At 73.5% G+C, this 22,659-nt stretch carries 20 protein-coding genes; 16 read left to right on the top strand and 4 right to left on the bottom strand.

What is annotated here, in order from left to right; all coding sequences use genetic code 11:
- Positions 1 to 693: a hypothetical protein gene (locus tag ACA514_RS22580; protein WP_375043192.1), complete on the bottom strand. Its 693-nt coding sequence runs from the start codon at positions 691 to 693 to the stop codon at positions 1 to 3.
- 15 nt (positions 694 to 708) lie between these two features.
- Positions 709 to 1,434: a FadR/GntR family transcriptional regulator gene (locus ACA514_RS22575; protein ID WP_375043191.1), complete on the bottom strand. Its 726-nt coding sequence runs from the start codon at positions 1,432 to 1,434 to the stop codon at positions 709 to 711.
- Between the two features lie 80 nt (positions 1,435 to 1,514).
- Here ACA514_RS22575 and ACA514_RS22570 point away from each other — a divergent pair, with 80 nt between their 5' ends.
- The 4 genes from ACA514_RS22570 to ACA514_RS22555 are packed head-to-tail and all read left to right on the top strand — an operon-like array spanning position 1,515 to position 5,542.
- Complete coding sequence (locus ACA514_RS22570) at positions 1,515 to 2,591, top strand: ABC transporter ATP-binding protein (RefSeq protein WP_375043190.1); 1,077 nt, start codon at positions 1,515 to 1,517, stop codon at positions 2,589 to 2,591.
- Between the two features lie 13 nt (positions 2,592 to 2,604).
- Complete coding sequence (locus ACA514_RS22565) at positions 2,605 to 3,813, top strand: ABC transporter substrate-binding protein (RefSeq protein ID WP_375043189.1); 1,209 nt, start codon at positions 2,605 to 2,607, stop codon at positions 3,811 to 3,813.
- On the top strand, positions 3,792 to 4,733 hold the full coding sequence (locus tag ACA514_RS22560; protein ID WP_375043188.1) for an ABC transporter permease: 942 nt from the start codon (positions 3,792 to 3,794) through the stop codon (positions 4,731 to 4,733). The genes ACA514_RS22565 and ACA514_RS22560 overlap by 22 nt, the downstream gene beginning before the upstream one ends.
- Positions 4,733 to 5,542 (top strand): ABC transporter permease, encoded by an 810-nt coding sequence (locus ACA514_RS22555; protein WP_375043187.1) that lies wholly within the window; start codon positions 4,733 to 4,735, stop codon positions 5,540 to 5,542. The genes ACA514_RS22560 and ACA514_RS22555 overlap by 1 nt, the downstream gene beginning before the upstream one ends.
- A 27-nt stretch (positions 5,543 to 5,569) precedes the next feature.
- On the opposite strand, the gene trpD is transcribed toward ACA514_RS22555, so the two are convergent.
- Together trpD and ACA514_RS22545 are read right to left on the bottom strand one after the other, a co-directional pair.
- Positions 5,570 to 6,616: an anthranilate phosphoribosyltransferase gene (gene trpD / locus ACA514_RS22550; protein ID WP_375043186.1), complete on the bottom strand. Its 1,047-nt coding sequence runs from the start codon at positions 6,614 to 6,616 to the stop codon at positions 5,570 to 5,572.
- Between the two features lie 120 nt (positions 6,617 to 6,736).
- Entirely contained in the window at positions 6,737 to 7,159 is a 423-nt protein-coding gene (locus ACA514_RS22545) for a hypothetical protein (protein WP_375043185.1), read from the bottom strand.
- Positions 7,160 to 7,329: 170 nt separating this feature from the next.
- Between ACA514_RS22545 and ACA514_RS22540 the strand changes: the two genes are divergently transcribed.
- From ACA514_RS22540 to ACA514_RS22485, 12 genes are all read left to right on the top strand, one after another.
- A complete protein-coding gene (locus ACA514_RS22540; RefSeq protein WP_375043184.1) occupies positions 7,330 to 7,986 on the top strand; it encodes a heme-copper oxidase subunit III in 657 nt (218 codons plus the stop codon).
- A 39-nt stretch (positions 7,987 to 8,025) separates the two neighbouring features.
- Positions 8,026 to 8,937 (top strand): c-type cytochrome, encoded by a 912-nt coding sequence (locus tag ACA514_RS22535; protein ID WP_375043183.1) that lies wholly within the window; start codon positions 8,026 to 8,028, stop codon positions 8,935 to 8,937.
- The gene (locus tag ACA514_RS22530) at positions 8,934 to 10,046 is read left to right on the top strand and encodes a Rieske 2Fe-2S domain-containing protein (protein ID WP_375043182.1); all 1,113 of its coding nucleotides are present in this window, start codon (positions 8,934 to 8,936) and stop codon (positions 10,044 to 10,046) included. The genes ACA514_RS22535 and ACA514_RS22530 overlap by 4 nt, the downstream gene beginning before the upstream one ends.
- Positions 10,043 to 11,689 (top strand): cytochrome bc complex cytochrome b subunit, encoded by a 1,647-nt coding sequence (locus ACA514_RS22525; protein WP_375043181.1) that lies wholly within the window; start codon positions 10,043 to 10,045, stop codon positions 11,687 to 11,689. The genes ACA514_RS22530 and ACA514_RS22525 overlap by 4 nt, the downstream gene beginning before the upstream one ends.
- Before the next feature lie 126 nt (positions 11,690 to 11,815).
- Complete coding sequence (locus ACA514_RS22520) at positions 11,816 to 12,943, top strand: glycosyltransferase family 4 protein (protein ID WP_375043180.1); 1,128 nt, start codon at positions 11,816 to 11,818, stop codon at positions 12,941 to 12,943.
- Between the two features lie 115 nt (positions 12,944 to 13,058).
- On the top strand, positions 13,059 to 13,871 hold the full coding sequence (locus tag ACA514_RS22515; protein ID WP_375043179.1) for a hypothetical protein: 813 nt from the start codon (positions 13,059 to 13,061) through the stop codon (positions 13,869 to 13,871).
- A 586-nt stretch (positions 13,872 to 14,457) separates the two neighbouring features.
- Positions 14,458 to 15,996 (top strand): penicillin-binding transpeptidase domain-containing protein, encoded by a 1,539-nt coding sequence (locus ACA514_RS22510; RefSeq protein ID WP_375043178.1) that lies wholly within the window; start codon positions 14,458 to 14,460, stop codon positions 15,994 to 15,996.
- A 523-nt stretch (positions 15,997 to 16,519) separates the two neighbouring features.
- The gene (locus ACA514_RS22505; RefSeq protein WP_375043177.1) at positions 16,520 to 17,983 is read left to right on the top strand and encodes a hypothetical protein; all 1,464 of its coding nucleotides are present in this window, start codon (positions 16,520 to 16,522) and stop codon (positions 17,981 to 17,983) included.
- Positions 17,964 to 18,974: a hypothetical protein gene (locus ACA514_RS22500; RefSeq protein ID WP_375043176.1), complete on the top strand. Its 1,011-nt coding sequence runs from the start codon at positions 17,964 to 17,966 to the stop codon at positions 18,972 to 18,974. The genes ACA514_RS22505 and ACA514_RS22500 overlap by 20 nt, the downstream gene beginning before the upstream one ends.
- Complete coding sequence (locus ACA514_RS22495; protein ID WP_375043175.1) at positions 18,971 to 20,488, top strand: ferredoxin; 1,518 nt, start codon at positions 18,971 to 18,973, stop codon at positions 20,486 to 20,488. The genes ACA514_RS22500 and ACA514_RS22495 overlap by 4 nt, the downstream gene beginning before the upstream one ends.
- A gap of 148 nt (positions 20,489 to 20,636) precedes the next feature.
- Positions 20,637 to 21,272, top strand: coding sequence for a DUF4142 domain-containing protein (locus ACA514_RS22490; RefSeq protein ID WP_375043174.1), 636 nt, complete (start codon positions 20,637 to 20,639; stop codon positions 21,270 to 21,272).
- A gap of 37 nt (positions 21,273 to 21,309) precedes the next feature.
- Positions 21,310 to 22,638 carry a DUF1996 domain-containing protein gene (locus ACA514_RS22485; protein ID WP_375043173.1) on the top strand — a complete coding sequence of 443 codons (1,329 nt, stop codon included), beginning with the start codon at positions 21,310 to 21,312 and terminating at the stop codon, positions 22,636 to 22,638.
- Positions 22,639 to 22,659: the final 21 nt, after the last annotated feature.

Below are 22,659 nucleotides of genomic sequence, written 5' to 3'. Positions count from 1 at the left end.
CTACGCCGCCGTGATGAGGCTCAGGGACAGGTCGCCGCACGGGTGGGCGGTGTGGCCGGGGCGGTCGCGGTAGACGGTGCCGGGGGTCCAGGTCGCGGTGTTGGACGCCATGACGCGGCCCGGGGCGTTCACCACGAAGGCGGGCGCGGGGATCTCGCGCAGCACCGGGACGATCTCGTGCTCGAAGGTGCGGGCGAACACGTCGGCGGCGGCGACGCCGGCGAACGCGCCGCCGACGCGGACCGGGACCGAGAGGGTGAGGACGTACTCGTCGCTGCACAGGTAGTCGACGTAGGGGCCGCAGACGGTCTTCTCCGCACCGGCCTCGGGGCCGGTGAACCAGTCCCAGGCGGTGTAGTCGTACAGGGCGCTGCTCTCGGGGTTCAGGTCGCGCAGCAGCTGGGACGGGCCGGCGGGGCCGGCCTGCCACCACTCCATGTACCAGGCGGCGTCGGCGAGCAGCCGCGGCGCGGCGATGAAGCCCAGCCCGCACACCAGCGGGCCGAGCCGGGGGAGCAGCAGCGGGCGCAGCGCCGCGAGGTCGGCGCGGGCCGGAGCGCGCCCGGCGTCGCGGACGGCCCGCAGCAGCCGCGCCGACGCGTCGCGCACGTCGGCGACCGTGCCGAAGACGCCGTCGAGGGTCGCGTGCACACGCGCCGCCGCGGCGCCGGCGGACGGTGACTCGGGAGGCATGGGTCCACCTCGTGGTCAGAGGGCGAGCCGTCGGTCAATCAGACGTTCTACCGCATTCGCGACGTGACTTTCAGCGACATCGCGGGCCCGGTCCTCATCGCCCTGCTCGACGGCGTCGACGAGCCGGGCGTGCTGGGCGTGCACCGTCCGGCGGGCGCCCGGCTCGCCGTGCACCGCCCAGATGAGCGGCCCGATGTCGGCCTGCAGCCGGATCTCCTCGCGGGTGAGCCGGACGGACTGGGACGCGGCGGCGATCTCCAGGTGCAGCCGCCCGTCCAGCCGGCACCGGCGCGGGCCGGCGTCCGGGCCGGCCATCTCGGCCAGGGAGCGGCGCAGCCGGTCGACGTCGCCGGGCAGCGAGCGGCGCGCGGCCAGCCGGGCGGCGGCGCCGGCGATGGCGGCATAGTGGTCGCCGAGGTCGCGCAGTTCCTCGGCGGACAGCGGGCGGAGCCGCCGGTCGAGGTCGAAGGGGCGGGCGGGGGCGCGGACGAAGCTGCCGCCGCCGCGGCCGCGGCGGGTCTCGATGAGGCCCTGCTGACGCAAGGCCATCAGCGCTTCGCGTAGAGTGACGGTCGATATGCCGAGATGTCCGGCGAGGTCGGTCTCGCTGGGCAGCTGCTCACCGTCGTCGAGGAGGCCGAGCGCGATGGCGTCGCCGATCCGCCGCACGACGGCGGCGACCCGCGCGGTGTTGTCGACGGGGGCGAACACGACGAGGCGCGCGCGGTCCGCACCGTCCATGGGCCCCCTCTCCCGGCGTTGACTCAGTGATACCGGATCGTCACTTGAACTAAAACCTATGACTCCATATGTTTTCGGTCATGCCGGCTTCAGCGGTGAGGATCCGCGATCTGCGCAAGACCTTCGGCGCCGTCGAGGCGGTGGCGGGCGTCGACCTCGACATCGGGGACGGCGAGTTCTTCTCGATGCTCGGACCCTCGGGGTCGGGGAAGACCACGGTGCTGCGGCTCATCGCCGGGTTCGAGCGCCCCACGTCCGGGACGGTCGAGCTGGCCGGCCGCGACGTGACGGGCCTCGCCCCGTTCGACCGCGACGTCAACACCGTCTTCCAGGACTACGCGCTGTTCCCGCACCTGGACGTGCTCCGCAACGTCGAGTACGGGCTGAAGGTGCGCAAGGTGGCGAAGGCCGAGCGCCGTGAACGGGCGCTCGAGGCGCTGCGCAGCGTCCGCCTCGACGGGTTCGAGGCGCGCCGCCCCGCCGAGCTGTCGGGCGGGCAGCGGCAGCGGGTCGCGCTGGCCCGCGCGCTGGTGAACGAGCCGAAGGTGCTGCTGCTGGACGAGCCGCTCGGCGCCCTCGACCTGAAGCTGCGCGAGGAGATGCAGGTCGAGCTGAAGACCATCCAGCGGCGCGCCGGCATCACCTTCGTGTTCGTCACCCACGACCAGGAGGAGGCGCTGACCCTCAGCGACCGGATCGCGGTCCTGGACGGCGGGCGCGTCCAGCAGGTCGGCACGCCCGCCGAGGTGTACGAGCACCCGGCGACCGAGTTCGTGGCCGGGTTCGTCGGCACGACCAACCGCATCGGGGACGTGTGCGTGCGGCCGGAGAAGCTGCACGTCCGCATCCTCGGCGGCGACGGCGAGGACGGCGGGGACGGCGCCGCGCCGGTCGGCGAGGCGGGCGGGCCGGCGGGGGACCGGCACGCCGAGGGCACGGTCGCCGAGGTCGTCTACGCCGGCGCCGTCACGAGGTTCGTGGTGGACCTGGAGTCGGGCGACCGGATCGTGGCGCTCCAGCAGAACCTCGCGGCGTCCTCGATGGAGGTGACCCGCCATCGCGGCGCCCGCGTCCGCGTCGGCTGGCAGGCGGCGCACGAGTTCCGGGTCGCCGGCGCCGCACCCAGCACTGAAACCCCCGCGAAAACCCCCAACTAAAGAGGAGTTCCTCATGTGGTCCACGCGCATGGCGCTCGCCGCCGCGGCGGCGCTGGCGATCGGACTGACCGCCGCCGGCTGCGGCGGCGAATCGGGAGACAAGGCGACCGGCGCCGGCCAGGGCGGCTTCCGGGTGCCGGACGTCCCGATGCAGAAGTCGCTCGGCAAGGGCGAGGGCCAGGTCAACCTGGTCGCCTGGGCCGGGTACGCCGAGGACGGCTCCAACGACAAGTCGGTCGACTGGGTCCACCCGTTCGAGAAGGAGACCGGCTGCAAGGTCAACACCAAGGTCGCCGGCACGTCCGACGAGATGGTCGCGCTCATGAAGACCGGGCAGTACGACGCGGTGTCGGCGTCCGGTGACGCGTCGCTGCGGCTCATCGCGTCCGGCGCCGTCGCGCCGGTCAACACCGCGCTCGTGCCGAACTACGCCGACATCTTCGCCGGCCTGAAGAACAAGCCGTGGAACTCGGTGAACGGCAAGGCCTACGGCATCCCGCACGGCCGCGGCGCCAACCTGCTGATGTGGCGCACCGACAAGGTGAAGCAGGCGCCCGACTCGTGGGGTGCGGTGTTCGACCAGAACTCCCCGTACAAGGGCGAGATCACCGCCTACGACTCGCCGATCTACATCGCGGACGCGGCGCTGTACCTGATGTCGGCCCGCCCCGAACTCGGCATCAAGAACCCGTACGCGCTCGACCAGAAGCAGTTCGACGCGTCGGTGGCGCTGTTGAAGACCCAGCGCGGCCTCGTCGGCGAGTACTGGTCCGACTACACCAAGGCCGTCCAGTCGTTCAAGAGCGGCGACACCGTGCTCGGCACGACCTGGCAGGTCATCACGAACTACGTGGAGGCGGCGAAGGCGCCGGTGGAGGCGATCGTCCCGAAGGAGGGCTCGACCGGCTGGTCGGACACCTGGATGGTGGCGGCGAAGGCCGAGCACCCGAACTGCGCCTACCAGTGGATGAACCACATCGTGTCGCCCAAGGCGAACGCGCAGGTCGCCGAGTGGTTCGGTGAGGCCCCGGCGAACGCCAAGGCCTGCCAGGAGACCGCGGACAAGAAGTTCTGCGACACCTTCCACGCCACCGACGAGACCTACTTCTCCAAGATCCACTTCTGGACGACCCCGATCGCGCAGTGTCTGGACGGCCGCAAGGACGTCAAGTGCGTCGACTACTCCAAGTGGACGCAGGCATGGACGGCGATCAAGGGATGACCGCGTCCCCGGCGGCCGCCACCGCCGGCGAGGCCGCCGCCCGCCCGGCGCCGGGTCCCCGGCGCCGGGCGGCGGCGCTGCTGCACCGCCGGCCGTGGCTGCGCCTGACGCTGCTGCTGTCGGCGCCGCTGGCCTGGCTGGTGGTGGCCTACCTCGGCGCGCTGGCCGCGATCTTCCTCACCGCGTTCTGGTCCACCGACACCTTCACCGGCGCGGTCGTCCGGCAGTTCACCCTGGCCAACTTCCAGGACATGTGGGACGAGCCCGTCTACCGGACGATCGCGCTGCGCAGCCTCGGCGTCGCGGCGGCCGTCACCGTCATCGACACCGCCATCGGCCTCCCCATGGCGCTGTACATGGCGAAGGTCGCGCGGCCCCGGTACCGGCCGTACCTCGTCATCGCGATCCTGGCGCCGCTGTGGGCGGCCTATCTCGTCAAGGCGTACGCGTGGCGGGTGATGCTGTCGCAGGGCGGGCTGATCGACGAGGTGCTCAAGCCGTTCGGGCTCTCCGGGCCCGGATTCGGCCTCACCGCCACGATCATCGTCCTGGCCTACCTGTGGCTGCCCTACATGATCCTGCCCGTCTACACGGGCCTGGAGCGGCTGCCGGACTCGCTGCTGGACGCCTCCGGCGACCTCGGCGCCCGCCCGTGGCGCACGTTCCGCTCCGTCATGCTGCCGATGGTGTTCCCGTCGCTGGTCGCCGGGTCGATCTTCACCTTCTCGCTGTCGCTCGGCGACTACATCACCGTCAAGATCGTCGGCGGCCGGAGCCAGCTGCTCGGCAACGTCGTCTACGACAACATCGGCGCCGCCAACAACCTGCCGTTCGCCGCCGCCGTCGCCACGGTCCCGGTCGTGGTCATGCTGGTCTACCTGGCCGCGGCCCGCCGCACCGGCGCCCTCAGGGAGCTGTGATGACCCTCTCGCCCGCCGCGCGGACCGTCCTGCGCGCCGTGATGATCCTCGGGCTCGCGGTCGTCTACGTGCCGCTGCTCGTCGTGCTGGTCAACTCCGTCAACGCCGACCGGGCGTTCGGCTGGCCGCCGACCGGGTTCACCGGACGCTGGTGGGCGCACGCCCTCGACAACGAGGGCGCCCGCCAGGCCGTCTGGACGAGCGTGAAGGCCGGCGTGGGCGCCACCGCCGCCGCCATGGTCCTCGGCACCATGGCGGCGTTCGCCGTCGCCCGCTACCGCTTCTTCGGCCGCGAGACGGTGTCGCTGGTCGTGGTGCTGCCGATCGCGCTGCCCGGCATCGTCACCGGCATCGCGCTCAGCAACGCCTTCCAGGTCGTCCTGGAGCCGCTCGGCATCGGCCTCGGCCTGTTCACCGTCATCGTCGGGCACGCCACGTTCTGCGTCGTCACCATCTACAACAACGTGCTCGCCCGGCTGCGCCGCACCGGCACCAGCCTGGAGGAGGCGTCCGCCGACCTCGGCGCCGACGTCTTCCAGACGTTCTGGTACGTCACGCTCCCGAACCTGCGCTCGGCGCTGCTCGCCGGCGGGCTGCTGTCGTTCGCGCTGTCCTTCGACGAGATCATCGTGACCACGTTCACCGCCGGGCCGGGCTCGCAGACGCTGCCGATCTGGATCTTCGACAACCTGTTCCGCCCCAACCAGGCCCCGGTCGTCAACGTCCTGGCCGCGTCCCTGATCGTCCTGTCGATCATTCCGATCTACATAGCCCAGCGCCTCTCGAGCGGCGCCCGCAGCGTCGCGTAGTCGCCCAGGGGGGTGCGCCCCCCTGGGCTAGCGCTGGGCCTGGGAAACGTCGATCCAGCGGGCCAGGAGGGTGGCGGCGGCGCCGGAGTCGACGGCCTCGGCGGCGCGGTCGCGGGCGGCGGCCAGCGTCGGCGTGAGCTCGTCGGCGGCCGGCGCGCCCTCGTAGGCGGTGATGAGCGCGGCGGCGTTCAGCAGGACCATGTCGCGGACGGCGCCCTCGCGGCCGGCGAAGGTCTCCCGCGCCACCCGCGCGTTGAACGCCGCGTCGGCGCCGCGCAGGTCCTCCGGGAGGGCCGGCGGGATGCCGAGGTCGGACGGGTCGAACGTCGTCCGCGTCGCGGTCCCGTCGCGCACCACCCACACCGTCGAGGTGCCCGTGGTGGTCAGCTCGTCCAGGCCGTCGTCGCCGCGGAACACCAGCGACGAGCAGCCCCGCGCGGCGAACACGCCCGCGATGACGCCCGCCATCCGCGGATGGAACACCCCGACCGCCTGCGCCCCCGGCCGCGCGGGGTTCGTCAGCGGGCCGAGGAAGTTGAACACCGTCGGCGTGCCCAGCTCGCTGCGGGTGCGCGAGGCGTGCCGCAGCGCCGGGTGGAACCGCGGCGCGAAGCAGAAGGTGATGCCGGTCTCCGCGACGACCCGCGCGACCTCGTCCGGGCCGAGGTCGATCGCGACGCCGAGGTGCTCCAGCAGGTCGGCGGCGCCGCAGGACGACGAGGCGGCCCGGTTGCCGTGCTTGACGACCCGCACGCCCGCCGCCGCGGCCACCACCGCGGCCATCGTGGAGATGTTCACCGTGTGGGCGCGGTCGCCGCCGGTGCCGACGAGGTCGGCGATGCGGCCCGGCACCGTCACCGGGGTGGCGTTGTCCATCATGCCGTCGGCGAGGCCGGAGACCTCCGCGACGGTCTCGCCCTTGGCGCGCATCGCGACCGCGAAGCCGGCGATCTGCACGTCGGTGGCGTCGCCGGCCATGATGCGGTTCATCGCCCACGCCGTCTCCTCGCTGGTCAGCGAGTCGCCGTCGAGCAGCGCGTTGATCAGTGCGGGCCAGTTCGTGCGGGCGTCCATCTTCTCCCCAGGGTGCGGCGGGTCCCGGGGAGCACCGGGCTCGTCCGGTCCCGGCCGGGGTGCCGGGCCGGGGCGGCGCCCCGGCGCCGGAACGGGCGGAGCCTCCCCGGCGGGTCGGTGTTACAGGGCCGGAAGGCGGTTCGCCATGCGCCGGCGCATGAGGCCCGCGAGCTCCTTGGCCAGGGCCATCGGGTCCAGCGGCAGGCTCACCACGGCGTCGGCGCGCGACCAGGTCGCCAGCCAGCCGTCGTCGCGCCGCCCGATGATCGCCAGCACCGGCGGGCAGTCGTACACCTCGTCCTTCGCCTGCCGGCACACGCCGAGACCGCCCGCGGGCTGCGCCTCGCCGTCCACGACCAGGACGTCGATGCCGCCCTCGTCGAGCCGTGCCACCACGGCGGGCTGGGTCGCGCGCTCGACGAACTCCACCTGCGGGAGGTCGGCGGCGGGCCGGCGCCCGATCGCCATCCGGATCTGTGCGCGGGTGTTCGCGTCGTCGCTGTAGACGAGAACCTTCATCGGGCTCTCCGGGGCGGTGCTCATGACACCGAAGGCTACCGGTTCGGCCTCGCGCGCACGAGATCCAGGCCCCGATTCCCGGCCCGGAACACCAGGTGCGAGCGGAGATCGGCCAGGTCGGACGCGCGCGCGGAGACACGCTCGGGAACCCAAGGAGGGGGGTCATGCGTCAGTCACCGGATAGGGGCGCAATAATGCTGCCCGTGACAGCATCCGCGATAGAGACAACACCTCACGCACGGGCGAACCGTCCCAATCTGGTCAGCGTGGGGACGATCGTTTGGCTGTCGTCCGAGCTGATGTTCTTCGCGGCGCTGTTCGCGATGTTCTTCACGATCCGCTCTGTGACGATCGGCCAGTCCGGGCACGACGCCTGGCCGGGCGCACCGCTGAACCTGCCGCTGTCGACGGCCAACACGACCGTGCTGGTGCTGTCGTCGGTGACCTGCCAGTGGGGAGTGTTCAAGGCCGAGGCCGGCAAGGTCGGCCGCGACGGCGGCCTGCTGGACTTCCGCCGCTGGGGACTGCGCGAGTGGTACGTCCTGTCCTTCCTGATGGGGCTCTACTTCGTGGCGGGCCAGGCGTACGAGTACTACAGCCTGGTCACCAAGGACGGGCTCACGCTCTCCTCGTCGGCCTACGGCTCGGTCTTCTACCTGGCCACCGGTTTCCACGGTCTGCACGTCTGTGGCGGCCTGGTCGCGTTCCTGTTCGTTCTCGGCCGGACGTTCGCGGCGAAGCGATGGACGCACGAGCAGGCGACGAGCGCGATCGTCGTGTCCTATTACTGGCACTTCGTCGATGTGGTGTGGATCGGCCTGTTCTCGGTCGTCTACCTGCTCGACCACTGACCCGCTGACCAACCAGACGACACCCGAACGGGGATTTCCGTGAGAAGGATCACCGCATGGCGACGGCGCCCCTGGGCGGGCTACGCCGTCGTGCTGGCGGCCCTGGCGGCGATCGGCGTCATCTACGCCGGATTCTCGCCGCAGACTGGACGCGCCGAGGCGGAGGGCACGGCCCAGGCGGCGCAGGACCTGAAGAACGGCCAGCAGCTGTTCGACAAGAACTGCGCCAGCTGCCACGGGCTGAACGCCGAGGGCACCAAGGACGCCAAGGGCAAGGCCATCGCACCGAGCCTGCTCGGGGTGGGGGCGGCCAGCGTCGACTTCCAGGTCAGCACGGGCCGCATGCCCGCGATGAGCCCTGGTGCGCAGTTCCCGCGCAAGACGCCGATCCCCGCCTTCAACACCGAGATCAAGACCGACTACGAGGACCCGGCCAAGCGCAAGGCGGCCGAGGAGCAGAAGGCGCAGGCCGAGAGGAACCTCGCCGACCTGCGCGCCTACATCGCCTCGCTGGGCGGCGGCCCGGGCGTCCCGTCCAAGTCGGAGACCGACCCGAGCAAGGGCGACGTGGCGCTCGGCGGCAAGCTGTTCCGCACCAACTGCGCGCAGTGCCACAACTTCACCGGGCAGGGCGGCGCGCTGACCGGCGGCAAGTACGCCCCGCCGCTGTCCAACAGCGACGTCACGCCCACCCAGATGTACGAGGCGATGCTGACCGGTCCGCAGGCGATGCCGGTGTTCAACGACACCACGCTCACCCCACAGGACAAGCAGGCGATCATCTCCTACCTCGTGCAGACCCGCGAGCAGGCCAACCCCGGCGGTAACGGCCTCGGCCGCATCGGCCCGGTGTCGGAGGGCCTGGTCGGCTGGCTGGTCGGCCTCGGCCTGCTGGTGATGGCGGCGATGTGGATCACCGCGAAGAAGCCGAAGAAGCTGAAGAAGTCATGAGCGACGACAACAAGGACACCGCGGGCTCGAAGGAGCCGCGCGAGGGCGGCACGCAGGGGCGCGTGATCGGCACGCCGTCTCCGGCGCGGGACAGGACCCTGCTCGCGCAGGACGACATCTCGGCGCCCGCGGGCGTCGGGGAGGAGCTGGACGAGGCGTCGGCCAAGCGCGCCGAGCGCGTCGTCGCGACGTTCTTCCTCCTGGCGTTCGCCGCGAGCGTGGCGTTCATCGCCTACTACATCGGCTGGAGCGGCCGCCACGGCGGCATGCACGGCGTCGACCGGGCGCAGGAGTCGAACTTCTGGCTCGGCGGCCTGATGGCGCTGTCGTTCCTGGCGCTGGCCGCGGGCGTCACCATCTGGGTGCGCCGGCTCATGACGAGCAAGCCGATCGTCCAGGAGCGGCACAACCTGCAGGCCGACGAGGAGACCCGCGAGGCCTTCACGAAGGACTTCCTGGAGGGCGCGTCCGACAGCGGCCTGACCAAGCGCCCGCTGCTGCGCCGCACGCTGCTGCTGGCCGCCGCGCCGCTCGGCCTCGCGCCGCTGGTGCTGCTGCGCGACCTCGGCCCGCTGCCGGAGAAGAAGCTGCGCTCCACCCACTGGGGCGACGCGGTCAAGAAGGCGCAGGCGCAGGGCAAGAAGGGCGTCCGCCTGGTGGTGGACGGCACCAACAAGCCGCTGCGGGTCAGCGACTTCTCCTCGCCCGGCGGGATGATCACCGTCCTGCCCGAGGGCATCGAGGAGGACGTCCCCGAGGACCGGGTCCTCACGGAGAACGCCAAGGCCGTCACGATCCTCATCAACGTCCCCGAGAACCAGTTCAAGCCCGCCAAGGGGCGCGAGAACTGGCACATCAACGGGATCGTGGCGTACTCCAAGGTCTGCACGCACGTCGGCTGCCCGGCCGCGCTGTACGAGCAGACCACGCACCACATCCTGTGCCCGTGCCACCAGTCGACATTCGACGCGACCGACGCGGCCAAGGTCGTGTTCGGCCCGGCGGCCCGTCCGCTGCCGCAGCTGCCGCTGGCGGTCGAGGACGGCTACATCGTCGCGACGAGCGACTACCACGAGCCGATCGGCCCGAGCTTCTGGGAGCGCGGATGAGCGAGGCGTCAGCGACACCTGCGGTGTCGGCTCCGAAAGCGGTCGAGGGGCCGCTGAACTTCATCGACGACCGGCTGGGTTCCACCACCTTCTTCAAGCGGAACATGAAGAAGGTCTTTCCGGACCACTGGTCCTTCATGCTGGGCGAGATCGCCCTGTACTCGTTCATCATCCTGCTGCTGACCGGAACGTTCCTGACGCTCTGGTTCAAGCCCAGCATGAACGAGGTCGTCTACAACGGCTCGTACACGCACCTCAAGGGCGTGCAGATGTCGGAGGCGTACGCCTCCACCCTGAAGATCAGCTTCGACGTGCGCGGCGGTCTGCTCATGCGGCAGATCCACCACTGGGCGGCGCTGCTGTTCATGGCGTCGATCCTGGCGCACATGCTGCGGGTGTTCTTCACCGGCGCCTACCGCAAGCCGCGTGAGCTGAACTACCTCATCGGCATCAACATGTTCATCCTCGGCATGCTGGAGGGCCTGTTCGGGTACTCGCTGCCGGACGACCTGCTGTCCGGCACGGGCCTGCGCATCACCCAGGGCGTGCTCGAGGCGATCCCGCTGGTCGGCACGTACGGCTACATGTTCCTGTTCGGCGGGGAGTTCCCCGGCCAGGACATCGTGCCGCGGCTCTACATGCTGCACATCCTGCTGATCCCGGGGCTGCTGCTGGGCCTGGTCACCGCGCACATGATGATCATGTGGGTGCAGAAGCACACCGCGATGCCGGTGAAGAACCAGACCGAGCGCCAGGTGTACGGCTACCCGTTCTACCCGGTCTTCATGGCCAAGACGGGCGCCTACTTCCTGTTCACCTTCGGCGTCATCGCGCTGCTCGGCGCGTTCGCCCAGATCAACCCGATCTGGTTGTTCGGCCCCTACGATCCCGGCGCCATCTCGGCGGGCTCCCAGCCGGACTGGTACATGGGCGTCCTCGAGGGGGCGCTGCGCATCATGCCGAACTGGGAGGTCAGCGCCTGGGGCCACACGGTCAGCTTCAACGTGCTGATACCGGCGCTGGTGCCGCTCGGCATCGTGTTCGGCGGCGCGATGGCCTGGCCGTTCATCGAGCAGTGGGTGACCGGCGACAAGCGGCACCACCACGTCAACACCCGGCCGCGCAACGCCCCGGTCCGCACCGCCACCGGCGTGGCCGCGGTCGCCTTCTACGGCCTGCTGTGGCTGGCCGGCGGCAACGACGTGCTGGCCGACAAGTTCGACATCTCGCTGTACGCCACGACCTGGTTCTTCCGGGTGACGTTCTTCGTCGGGCCGTTCCTGGCGTTCGTCATCACCAAGCGGATCTGCCTGGGGCTGCAGCGCAAGGACGCCGACGTCGTCGGGCACGGCGTCGAGAGCGGCGTCATCCTCATGTCGCCGGACGGGCAGTTCTCCGAGCGGCACGAGCCGGCCCGCGAGGAGCAGAAGGCCGTCCTGCTGTCCAAGGAGAACAGCCGTCCGGAGCCGCCGGCGCGCGACGCCAACGGCATCCCGGCCGCCAAGGGCCCGCTCGGGCACCTGCGGTCGCGGCTGAACCGGGCCTGGACCTTCGACGACATCCCGGTCGAGGAGCACGAGCACGGGCACGGCGGGCACGCCGAGATCGAGGGCGGCAAGGAGTCGCACGAGATCAGCCACTGATCACCGGCCTGATCCGGAGGGCCCGGCACCGCACGGCGGTGCCGGGCCCTTCCGCATGCCGGCGGCGCCGTCCACCGGTGTTCCGCCTGCTCGCGGGCGGGACGGCGTCCGTATCCTTGCTGGGCGATGACCAAGACCCTGGTGGTGACCAACGACTTCCCGCCCCGTCCCGGCGGCATCCAGGCGTTCGTGCACGGCCTCGCGGTCCGGCGCCCGCCCGGCTCGGTGGTGGTGTACGCGCCGGCGTGGCAGGGGACCGCGGCCTTTGACGCGGAGCAGCCGTTCCCGGTCGTCCGGCACCCGGGCTCGCTGATGCTGCCCGAGCCGGGCGTGCTGCGCCGCGCGTCCGCCCTGCTGCGCGCCGAGCGCTGCGACTCGGTGGTGTTCGGCGCCGCGGCCCCGCTGGGGCTGCTCGCCCCGGCGCTGCGGCGGCGCGGGGCCCGGCGGATCGTCGGGATCACGCACGGGCACGAGGCGGGCTGGGCGGCGCTGCCGGTCGCGCGGACGCTCCTCGGCCGCATCGGCGACGGCGTGGACACCCTCACCTACCTCGGCGAGTACACCCGGTCCCGGATGGCGCGGGCGCTGTCACCGGCCGCGGCGGCGCGGATGGCCCGGCTCGCCCCCGGCGTCGACGAGGCGCTGTTCCGCGCGGGCGCGGGCGGCGCGGAGATCAGGGCGCGGCACGGGCTCGCGGACCGTCCGGTCGCGGTGTGCGTGTCCCGGCTGGTGCCGCGCAAGGGGCAGGACGCGCTGATCCGCGCATGGCCGCGCGTCCTGGCAAAGGTCCCGGACGCGGCGCTGCTGCTCGTCGGCGGCGGCCCGTACCGCGCGGAGCTGGAGCGGCTCGCGGCGTCCGAGGGGGTGGCCGGCTCGGTGGTGTTCACCGGGAGCGTCCCCTGGGCGGAGCTCCCCGCCCACTACGACGCGGGCGACGTGTTCGCGATGCCCTGCCGGACGCGCCGCCGCGGACTGGACGTCGAGGGCCTCGGCATCGTCTACCTGGAGGCGTCGGCGACCGGCCTGCCCGTCGTCGCGGGCGATTCCGGCGGCGCGCCGGACGCCGTCCTGGACGGCGAGACCGGCGTGGTGGTGCCGGGCCGGTCGGTCCCGCGCGTCGCCGGCGCGGTCGCCGGGCTGCTCGCCGACCCCGAACGGGCCCGCGCGATGGGCCGCGCGGGCCGCGCGTGGGTGGAGCGGGAATGGCGATGGGACGTCCAGGCGGCGCGCCTGGACGCCCTGCTGCGGGCCTGAGCCGCGCCGCCGCCCGATGTGGCGCGGCGGTCACGACTGTGGACCCGCGGGCACGGCGAGGAGTAGACGGCGTCCGCGTATCGCGGCCCGCCTCCCGGGTGACAGGATGCCGGATATGGAGAACGCGGACATCGAGGGCGCGTGGTCCCGGGTTCCCGGGGAGGCCGCGCGGTGGCTCCACGACCTGGACCCCGACCACTGCTACTCGGGTTTCGAGCCGCCCCCCAATCCGGACTCCGCGTGGCTCCTGCACGCGATGTACGCCTGGGCGGAGGGCCTGGTCACCACGACGCACGACGACGTCCACCAGTCGATGCTCGGCGCGGGGCTGGTCGAGCCGCCGCCCGACCCGGCCGCGGACCCGTCCGGCGACGTGGGCGACCTGCTGGAGGGCGCGATCGTCACGGGCACCGAGCTCGGCCGCAGCGGCGACCCCGGCACGGGCTGGCGGCGGCTGCGCTGGCGGGAGCTGGCGCGCGGCTTCGGCGAGCCCGCCGTCCCGGAGGGGGAGCTGCCCGGCAACCGGTGCCTGCGCCAGGGGCATCCGGCGGGGAGCTGGTCGGCGGCCATCCGGCCGCCCGCGGAGGGCTGCCTGGACCGGGAGAGCTGGTACCGGCTGGTCGGGGTGCTGCTGCGGCACAGCCCGGGCGGCGCCGCGACCCGCTGCCTGGCGTACTACTGCCCGCTGGTCACCGCCGACTGGGACGACGAGACCGTGCTGGCGGGGCGGCTGGGCGACGCGGCCCGGCTGTACGACCACCCGGCGATGGCGAGCTGCCCGTCCGACCTGTGGGCGGAGGACCGCTCGTGGGTCGTGTACTGCGACTGGGACCTGTGGGGCACGAAGGTCGTCGGGCCCACCGCGCTCATCCAGGCGCTCCTGGACGACCCGGAGCTGGAAGGCGTCCGCCTCCCCTGGACCCGCTAGCCCGGCCCCGGACGAGGCCGACGCCGGTCCCGGGACGGGACCCCGCCCCCGCGCCGTAGGCGGGGCGTCCGTGCCGCGGGACCGGCGAGCAATAGTGGGGCCGTGCCGGGCTCCCGGAGACCAGTTCCACGCGCACGCCCCCTGCCGAGGTGGGGCGGGTGCGGTCCGGCGCCGGCCGGTCCTGCGCCCGGTGGGGGAGGACCTGGAGACGGGCGCGCCGCGAAGGACCGGCCTGCGTCGCCGGACCGGTACCGCGTGGACGGGAGGCCCGGGGCACGGCCCCGGTGCGGCGGCCGGCCGCCGGGCGGGCGCGTCCGTCCATGCCCGGAGGAATCGTTCCAGGCGAAGCTCTCCGTCATTTGCGGGACACCTCCTGCCGCTGCGCGTCCACGGTCGCCGACGCCCCCGACGCTAGGCCGCCGCCCGCCGCCCGGCACCCCCGTTAAAGCGGACTTAAGGGGCGGATTAGTCGTCGCTAATTTCATCGGCCAGGTTCGGCCTTAAAGCGGGCGTTCAACCTCATATGCATATGAGGCGGATGCTGGAACGATCTTCATTCGGGGGGAGGGCGGGAGAGGGAGCGCGCATGCGATCACGGGGTGTCGCCGTGCTGGCGGTGCTGGTGGCGGTGGCCCTGGGCGGCGGGATCGTCGCGGCCCGGGGACTGCGCGGCGGGCGCGGCCCGGGGACGCCGGAGAAGGTCGCGGCCGGCTTCTTCGCGGCCTGGCGGAAGGGGTCCCTGGACCGGATGCGCGACCTGGTCGCGGACCCGCCCGGCGACTTCGCCGACCGGTACCGGGCGCTGTCGCGCGGGCTGACGGTCTCCTCGGTCATGGTCGAGCCGCGCCCGGTCGTGCGCTCGGGGCCCCGCGCGGCGCACGCCGACTTCACCGTCACCCGGACGCTCGTGGGGCACGGCGACTGGTCGTATCGGGCGGTGCTGCGCCTCGGGCTCGTGGACGGCCGATGGCGGGTGCTGTGGACGCCCGCGACGCTCTACCCGGGGCTGAAGGGCAGGGGCGAATGGCAGCTCAACCAGGTGAAGCTGCCCGCGGTCACGCCCGTCGCCCGCGACGGCAAGGCGCTGCCCGACACCGGGATCCTCGCGCCCTACCTGACGGACCTCGTCGACGGGCTGACGCCGGAAGACTATGACGAGGAGGCTTGGGTCATCGAGCTGCGCGACAGCGGCGGCCCGCCGCAGCGGGTCAAGGTGCTGGACCGCAAGCCGGGCAGGAAGATCCGCACGACCCTGGACCGGCATGTGCAGGCGGACGCCGAGAAGGCCCTCGACGGCGCGCCCGGAGCCGCCTCGATCGTCGCGGTCCGGCCGTCCACCGGCGAGGTCCTGGCGGTGGCGGACGGTCTCGGCGGTCTCGGCGCGTTCACCGGCCTCTACCCGCCCGGCTCCACCTTCAAGGTGGTCACCGCGGGCGCGCTGATCGCGGACGGGGCCGGTCCGGGCACGCCCGCCGACTGCCCCGCGTCCGTCGTCACCGCGCAGCGGACGATCCACAACGACGAGGGCCACGAGCTGGGCCGCACCACGCTGAGCGGTGCGTTCGCCGCGTCCTGCAACACCACGTTCGCGCGCCTCGGGGTCGAGGGCCTGGGCGCGGGCAAGCTCGCGGCGAGCGCCCGCAGGTTCGGGTTCGGCACGAGCTTCTCGCCCGGGGTGCGGATGGCGGAGGGGAGCTTCCCGGACCCGGGCGGCGGCGCCGAGCTGGCGGAGGCGGCGATCGGCCAGGGCCGCGTCCAGGCGTCGCCGCTGCTGATGGCGGGCGTCGCGGCGGCGGTCGCGGACGGGTCGTGGCGGCCGCCGCGGCTGGTGCCGGCCGCGCTGGTCCGCGAGGGCGGCGGCGCCGTGCCCGCCCCGCGCCCGATCCCCGGGGCCGCCGCGCTGCGCTCGATGATGCGGGCGGTGGTGACCGGCGGCACTGCGGCGGGCGCCGGCCTGCCGGGCGGCACCGCCGGCAAGACGGGGACGGCCGAGTACCGGGACGACGGGTCGTCGCACGCCTGGTTCATCGGGTACCGCGGCGACCTGGCGTTCTCGGTGTTCGTCCAGGGCGGCGGCTCGGGCCCCAAGGCGGCCGCGCCGCTGGCCGCGAAATTCCTCCGCTGACCGGCCGCGGAACCGTTCGGACGGTCGAACCCGCGGCGCCCTTCATGCGTACTCCGACGATGAGCGGAAACGGCCGGGCATACGACTCGAACGGTTTTTTGTCACCAACTCTCATCTGAAGGGCCAATGGGGCGTATGCTCCGTGACTGATCGGCGGGATTCGCGAGAATCCGGTCGTGAGGCGCGGTAGGAGCGAGCGGGCTCCGTACACCGCGTCACCCATGTCTCAGCGGAACCGCCGCCCGGGCCCAGCGCCCGGACGGCATCGAGCCGAAGCGGCGTTCGCCTGCGCTCCGCCTCCTCCACAGGAGAGGGCATGGCGCGACGTGACGACGGGCATGCGTCCCGGACCAGCACGCATGCTTCAGCGTGGGCGCGGGCATCCGAGCATCTCCCGCCCGCGGCCCGGCCCCAGCGCGGCCGCTGGTCGGAAGAACCGCGGTGGCCTGAAGGATCATGGTGGTCGGAGCAGCCCGGCCCGAACGAGCGGGGCCGCCGGCGGCGTGAGCCGACGCGCCGCGACGTGCGGCGCCGCGAGAAGGGCCGGACGCGCCGCGGACGGGCACGGCAGCCCGTCCCGCGGTCGGCGTCCCGGCTGGAGCCGCCCCCCGCACCCCGGCCCCGCGACCCCGGCCGCACGCCCGGCCGCACGCCGGGCCGCGCGTCCGGCCGGCGGCCTCCCACCCGGCCCCGTCCCGGACCGCGGGCGCGGCCGCGCGGGCCGCGGCTGCCCGCCGACCGGGTGGGCGTCGGCGCGATCATCCTGTCGGCCGTCGTCGGCCTGTCGCTGCTGGGCATCGTCGAGCGGACGCTGCTGGACGGGCGCCCGATCGGCACCACCGAGTCGGCCGCGTCCGGCAAGGGCGCGCGGGACGCCAAGAAGCACGGCACCGCGGCGCCCGGCACGCCGCAGCGCCCCCGCCAGCGGCCCGGGGCGTCGGGCGCGCCCGCGGCCCCGGCGCGTCCGGACACGCGGGCGCTGACCGCGCAGGTGCGCAAGGCGACCCTCGCCCAGCGCGGCGCCGCCGCCCGGCAGGCCTACGGCGCCGCGCCGTCCCGGCCGCCGGTCGTCGTGGCGTCCCGCACCAGCGACGACGGGACGTGGGTGTTCGGCACCACCGCCATCCCGGTCCCGGCGAGCAGCGACGCCGACCCCGAGACCGCGTTCTTCGCGGCCCGCTGGACGGGCCGCGAGTGGCGGGTCGGGCTGTCGGGCGGCGGCGCGTTCGGCACCCTGCTCGGCGCGATGCCGCCGAACGTGATGTCGGCCGCGGAGGCGCGCGCGCTGCGCCGCTACGGCGCGCTGACGGCCGAGCAGGCCGCCGCCGAGGTCAACGGCACCCGCGGCGGCGCCGCGCTGATGCTGCCGTGGAAGGCGGGCACGGCCTGGACGATGCTGACCGCCGACCCCGGATCGGCGCAGCGGCCGCTGTCGGCGCTGGCGTTCGCGGGCGGCGACGGGCGCGTCCAGGCGTCCGGCGCGGGCCGGCTCTACCGGTTCTGCGGTACCGGCTCCGGGCCCGCGCTGCTGATGATCGTGCACGCCGACGGCGTGGCCACCACCTATGACCGGGTGACCTCGGCGACCCGGCTGCGCGAGGGCAGCGTGGTCGGACGCGGCGACGCGCTCGGCCGGACCGGCACCGCCGGCGCCTGCGGCGGCGCGCCCGCCGCCCGCGCCGAGGTCCGCTTCGACGTGCGCCGCGGCGCCGGGCCCGTCCCGCTGGACGGCGCCGTCATCGGCGGCTGGACCTTCAGCGAGCGCGCGAAGCCGCTGCTCGGCTACGCCGAGCGCGGCGTGCTGCAAGTGCTTCCCGGGGGGCTGCTGGCCAATCTCGGCGCGGTCCCCGCGGCGGACGCCCCGCCGTCATCGCCGTCATCGCCGCTTCCCGGCGACGAGCCGGGCGGCGGCGCAGGACCGGACGGCGACCCGTCGCCGTCCGCCACCCAGAACAGGAGTCCGAGCGGTGCGAACACGCAACAGTGACGATCCCGTGGTGCCCGCGTGGGCGCTGCGAGCCGTGCTCGCGGGCGCGGTGCTGGTGCTGGCCGGCGCCGCGACCCCGCCGGGCGCCGTCGCGGCGGCGCAGGCGCAGTACTTCCTCTCCTTCTACGCGGGCGTCTTCACGCTGCTCGCGCTGACCGGCGCGGTGCTGACCGGGCTGCTCGCCACCGACCGGCTGATCCTGAAGATCCGGCACCGGGTGCTGGCGCAGGGCGCGCACCGCGCGTGCGCGGTCGTCGCGTCGGTGATGGTCGTCGCGCACATCGCGGTGAAGGTGCTCGGCGGCCTCGCGGCGCCCGCGCAGATCGTGGTGCCGACGCCGGACGCGGTGGGCCTCGGCACCGTCGCGTTCGAGCTGATGGTGCTGATCGTGATCACCGGGATCCTGCGGATCCGGTTCGTCTCGCGCGCCCGCCCGTGGGTGTGGCGGTCGATGCACGCCGTCGCGTACATCTCCTGGCCGATCGCGATCCTGCACGGCCTGACCGCCGGCCGCATCGCGGCGAACTGGGTGGTGCTCAGCTACGTGCTGAGCGTCGTCGGCGTGCTCATCGCGCTGGTGACCCGGCTGGTCGTGGTCATCAAGCCGCGCGAGGTGGGGCGGGCCGACGACTTCGCCGCCGGAGAGCGCGCGGCGGCAGCCGCCGCGGCGCGCCGCGCCCGGGGCCGCTTCCCCGAGCGCGAGCAGCGCCCCGCGGGCCCGCGCGGCTACGACGATCCACGGGACTACGACGACCGGCCCGGCTACGACCCCCGCGACTACGCCGACCGCCGGGACTACGCCGGCCGCCGCGACCACGACCGCCGGGACTACGACGACCGCGGCGACCGCGATGACCCCAGGAACCACGATGACCCCCGGAACCACGATGACCGCCGGAACCGCGACGACTCCCGCGCCACCGTGACCGATCCGCGCGGCGCCCGGCTGCCGGGTGAGGGCGGCGGCTGGGACACCGAGGTCATCCGATGAACCCGGTCGCCACGGTCTCCAACATCGGCGGCCCCCGGCTGACCCTCGGCTTCGACCGCTTCGACCGGCTCGACCTCGACCGGCACCTCGCGGTGCACGGCCGGCTGCGCGTCCCGTCGCTGGACGACCTGATCCGGATGGCCGAGCAGGTCGACCTGCGGGGACGCGGCGGCGCCGGGTTCCCGTTCGCCCGCAAGCTGGCCGCCGTCGCGTCCCGGGTGAACCACCCGGAGGCCGACCGGACGCTGCTCCTGCCCGGCGAGAAGGGGAACGATCGCGGCTCCAGCGAGGACGTCGTCGTGGTGGTGAACGGCGCCGAGGGCGAGCCCGGCAGCGCCAAGGACAAGGTGCTGCTCGGCCGCGCCCCGCACCTGGTGCTGGACGGCGCGCAGATCGTCGCGACCGCGCTCGGCACCCAGCGGATCGTCCTCGCGGTGGAGAGCGACGAGGCGGCCCGGTCGGTGCGCGCCGCGATCGGGGAGCGGCGGATGCCGGCCCGGGTCGTCCGGCTGACCGAGCGGTTCATCTCCGGGGAGAGCGGCGCGGTGGTCCGCGCCATCAACGGGGAGACGCCGATCCCGCCGGGCGTCAAGGTGCGCGCCGCCGAGTCCGGGGTCGACGGGTACCCGACGCTGCTGTCCAACACCGAGACGTTCGCGCAGCTGGCGGTGCTGGTCTCGCTCGGCTCCGACCTGTACGCCTCCGCCGGGACCGACGACGAGCCGGGCACCACGCTGCTCACCGTCGGCGGCACCACGGTCGTCGAGGCGCCGCTCGGCACGCCGCTGCGGGACGTCCTGAAGCACTGCGACGTGCCGCCGGGCCCGGGCGTGCTGGTCGGCGGGTACCACGGGATGTGGCTCGGCCCGGCCGCGGCGTCGCGGGCCGTGCTGTCGCGGGCCGGGATGCGGGCCGCCGGCGGGACGGTCGGCGCCGGGATCGTCCTGCCGCTCGGCCAGGGCACCTGCCCGCTCGGCGAGGTGACCCGGATCGCCTCCTACCTCGCCGCGCAGTCGGCCGGCCAGTGCGGCCCGTGCCGGCTCGGGCTGCCGGACGTCGTCCGCGCCCTCAACGCGCTGAGCGAGGGCGGCGGGACGGTCGAGGACGTGCGCCGCGCCGCGGCGATCGGGCGCGGCCGCGGCGCCTGCACCCATCCGGACGGGACCGCGCGGTTCGTGCTGTCGGCGGTCGAGGCGTTCACCGCCGACATCGACGCGCACCGCTACGGCGGCACCTGCGGGCTGTCCACGTTCGGCGTGCTGCCGCTGCCCGTCCCGACCGGGCGGGAGGGCCGGGTGGCGATCGACTGGAGCCGCTGCGACGGCCACGGGCTGTGCGCCTACCTCGTCCCGGAGCTGATCCAGCTCGACCGGTACGGCTTTCCGGTGGTGCTCGGCAGCGACATTCCGTCCTGGATGGAACGGGACGTGCAGAAAGCGGTGGCGATGTGCCCCGCATTGGCGCTGCGGGTCGTCGGGGGAGTCCCGGGCGGCGGCCTCGACCGGCGCCCCTGACGGCCGCCCTGCCCGCCATTACGGACGGGCCGGAGAAATGAAAAAGACCGCACGGCGGTGAACCCCCGGTCCGGCGCGGTGCGTATTGCCCGGCGAAACCGCGCCGGTTCGCTCTCCGGTGCGCTCCCGGGAGGAGGAAGGGATTTCGGTGAGGAATTCGTACGGTGCCGCGGAACCGCGCCGGCTCCCGCGGGTCGGGCTCCGGCGGGGCCGGGGCCTGCTGCTGCTGGCCGTCGCGGCCGTCGCCGCGGCCGCCCTCGCGGTCCTCCTCAACCCGCGGGTGGCCCCGGCGGACGGCGTCGACAAGGGCGCCACCATCCCGTCGAAATGGGGGCCGCTGAGCGCCCAGGACAGGCTCCTGCTGGTCAAGGTCCGGCAGGCCGGGCTGTGGGAGATGCCGGCCAGCCAGATGGCCGTGCAGCGGGGCGCCGGCCCCCGGGTGCGCGAGATCGGCAAGATCATCAATCAGGAGCACATGCAGCTGGACGCCGACACCCGGGCCACCGCCCAGCAGCTCGGCGTGTCCCTGCCGGCCATTCCGAACGGCACGCAGCGGAGCTATCTCCGGGAGCTGGCCGGGCTGAACGGCAAGGCCTTCGACACCGATTACGTGTTCCGGATGCGCTCCGCGCACGGGCAGGTCCTCCCGTTCGCCGCCAAGGCCCGCGTACAGAGCCAGAACTCGATCGTCCGAGCCTATGCGGAACGCGGGATGAGATTCGTCCTGCACCACATGCAGCTGCTGGAGAGCACCGGCCTGGTCACCAAATCCGCGCTGCACTGACGGGTATCCCAACCCCCCGCTCAAAGGGAGTACTCAAATGGGAAGAAAGAGAAAAGCCTTCGCCGTGTTCGTCCCGGCGCTCCTCATGGCCGCGTCCGCGTGCAACGACGTGCCGGGCGGCGCCGCGGCACCGCTGCCCGGCGGCACGACCGTCGCCGTCGACGCCGCCGGGAACGTCCAGCACTACACAGGCGGCCGGACCAGTCCCCCCGCGACGGAGCAGCCCGGCGACGGCGGCGGCCAGAACGGCGGCCAGAACGGTGACGGCCAGATGCCCGACATGCCGGGCATGGGCGGCGACGGCCAGACGGCCGACCCCTCGCAGCCGGCCGTCCCCGACCCGCCGGACTCCGGCTCCCCGGACCCCGGCTCCCCGGCCCCCGGCCAGACCGACCCGAACCAGCCCGGCGGCGGCGGCCAGGCGGGCGGCGGCGGCCAGCAGAACGGCGGCGGCCAGAACCAGGGCGGCGCCCAGAACCAGGCGAAGCCGGGCCCCCGCGCCGACCAGTTCGTCGCCATCCGCAAGGCGCCGGCCGTGCGGCAGCCCCGCCGCGCCAGGACCGCCTCCACCGGGACCTTCACCTCCAGCTGCGGCACGAACGCGGGGCAGGCGCACAGCAACCCCGACAACGTGATCGTCGCTCCCGGCGTCCAGAACGGCGCCCACCACATCCACGACTACGTCGGCAACAAGGACACCAGCGCGTTCTCGACCGACCAGACGCTCGCCGCCGCCGGGACGACCTGCACCAACGGCGACCAGTCGACCTACTACTGGCCGGTCGTGCGGCTGCGCGCGGGCCAGGACGGCTCGGACCGCGCGGGGCAGAGCCAGGCGGACGGCAACACCGGCAGCATCGTCACCCCGGCGAAGGTGACCCTCCAGTTCTTCGGCAACCCGCGCAGCAAGGTGACCGCGATCCCGCGCTTCACCCGGATCGTCACCGGTGACGCCAAGGCCGCGACGAACGGCCCGGCGAACGCGCACTCCCAGTGGACGTGCAGCGGCTTCGAGAACCGGGCGTTCACCGACAAGTACCCGCTGTGCCCGAGCGGCAGCAAGGTCGAGCGCGTGCTGAACTTCCCGAGCTGCTGGGACGGCCAGAACACCGACAGCGCCAACCACCGCGACCACATGGTCTTCCCGGACGCGCGGACCGGGCAGTGCCCGCAGGGCCGCAAGGCCGTGCCGCAGCTGCGGATGACGCTCGCCTACAACGTGCCCGCCAAGGCGCTGGCGTTCGCGCTGGACACCTTCCCCGAGCAGGGGCACGACCCGGTGACCGACCACGGCGACTTCATCAACGTGATGACCGACCAGCTGATGCGCAAGGCCGTCACCGCGATCAACGGGCGCCGCCGCTGATCCCCGCCCCGAGGGCCCGTG

Origin of the sequence: Actinomadura sp. NTSP31 (genome assembly GCF_041951385.1) — a bacterium.
Classification (GTDB): Bacteria; Actinomycetota; Actinomycetes; order Streptosporangiales; family Streptosporangiaceae; genus Spirillospora; species Spirillospora napierensis.
Note: the sequence above shows the minus strand (reverse complement) of the source record. Positions and strands in the feature narration are given on the sequence as shown.

What these genes read in the sequence shown, in the direction of transcription:
- ACA514_RS22580 (WP_375043192.1), bottom strand. Translation starts at nt 693, where the DNA reads ATGCCTCCCGAGTCACCGTCCGCCGGCGCCGCGGCGGCGCGTGTGCAC.
- ACA514_RS22575 (WP_375043191.1), bottom strand. Translation starts at nt 1,434, where the DNA reads ATGGACGGTGCGGACCGCGCGCGCCTCGTCGTGTTCGCCCCCGTCGAC.
- ACA514_RS22570 (WP_375043190.1), top strand. Translation starts at nt 1,515, where the DNA reads ATGCCGGCTTCAGCGGTGAGGATCCGCGATCTGCGCAAGACCTTCGGC.
- ACA514_RS22565 (WP_375043189.1), top strand. Translation starts at nt 2,605, where the DNA reads ATGTGGTCCACGCGCATGGCGCTCGCCGCCGCGGCGGCGCTGGCGATC.
- ACA514_RS22560 (WP_375043188.1), top strand. Translation starts at nt 3,792, where the DNA reads ATGGACGGCGATCAAGGGATGACCGCGTCCCCGGCGGCCGCCACCGCC.
- ACA514_RS22555 (WP_375043187.1), top strand. Translation starts at nt 4,733, where the DNA reads ATGACCCTCTCGCCCGCCGCGCGGACCGTCCTGCGCGCCGTGATGATC.
- trpD (WP_375043186.1), bottom strand. Translation starts at nt 6,616, where the DNA reads ATGGACGCCCGCACGAACTGGCCCGCACTGATCAACGCGCTGCTCGAC.
- ACA514_RS22545 (WP_375043185.1), bottom strand. Translation starts at nt 7,159, where the DNA reads ATGAGCACCGCCCCGGAGAGCCCGATGAAGGTTCTCGTCTACAGCGAC.
- ACA514_RS22540 (WP_375043184.1), top strand. Translation starts at nt 7,330, where the DNA reads ATGCTGCCCGTGACAGCATCCGCGATAGAGACAACACCTCACGCACGG.
- ACA514_RS22530 (WP_375043182.1), top strand. Translation starts at nt 8,934, where the DNA reads ATGAGCGACGACAACAAGGACACCGCGGGCTCGAAGGAGCCGCGCGAG.
- ACA514_RS22525 (WP_375043181.1), top strand. Translation starts at nt 10,043, where the DNA reads ATGAGCGAGGCGTCAGCGACACCTGCGGTGTCGGCTCCGAAAGCGGTC.
- ACA514_RS22520 (WP_375043180.1), top strand. Translation starts at nt 11,816, where the DNA reads ATGACCAAGACCCTGGTGGTGACCAACGACTTCCCGCCCCGTCCCGGC.
- ACA514_RS22515 (WP_375043179.1), top strand. Translation starts at nt 13,059, where the DNA reads ATGGAGAACGCGGACATCGAGGGCGCGTGGTCCCGGGTTCCCGGGGAG.
- ACA514_RS22510 (WP_375043178.1), top strand. Translation starts at nt 14,458, where the DNA reads ATGCGATCACGGGGTGTCGCCGTGCTGGCGGTGCTGGTGGCGGTGGCC.
- ACA514_RS22495 (WP_375043175.1), top strand. Translation starts at nt 18,971, where the DNA reads ATGAACCCGGTCGCCACGGTCTCCAACATCGGCGGCCCCCGGCTGACC.
- ACA514_RS22485 (WP_375043173.1), top strand. Translation starts at nt 21,310, where the DNA reads ATGGGAAGAAAGAGAAAAGCCTTCGCCGTGTTCGTCCCGGCGCTCCTC.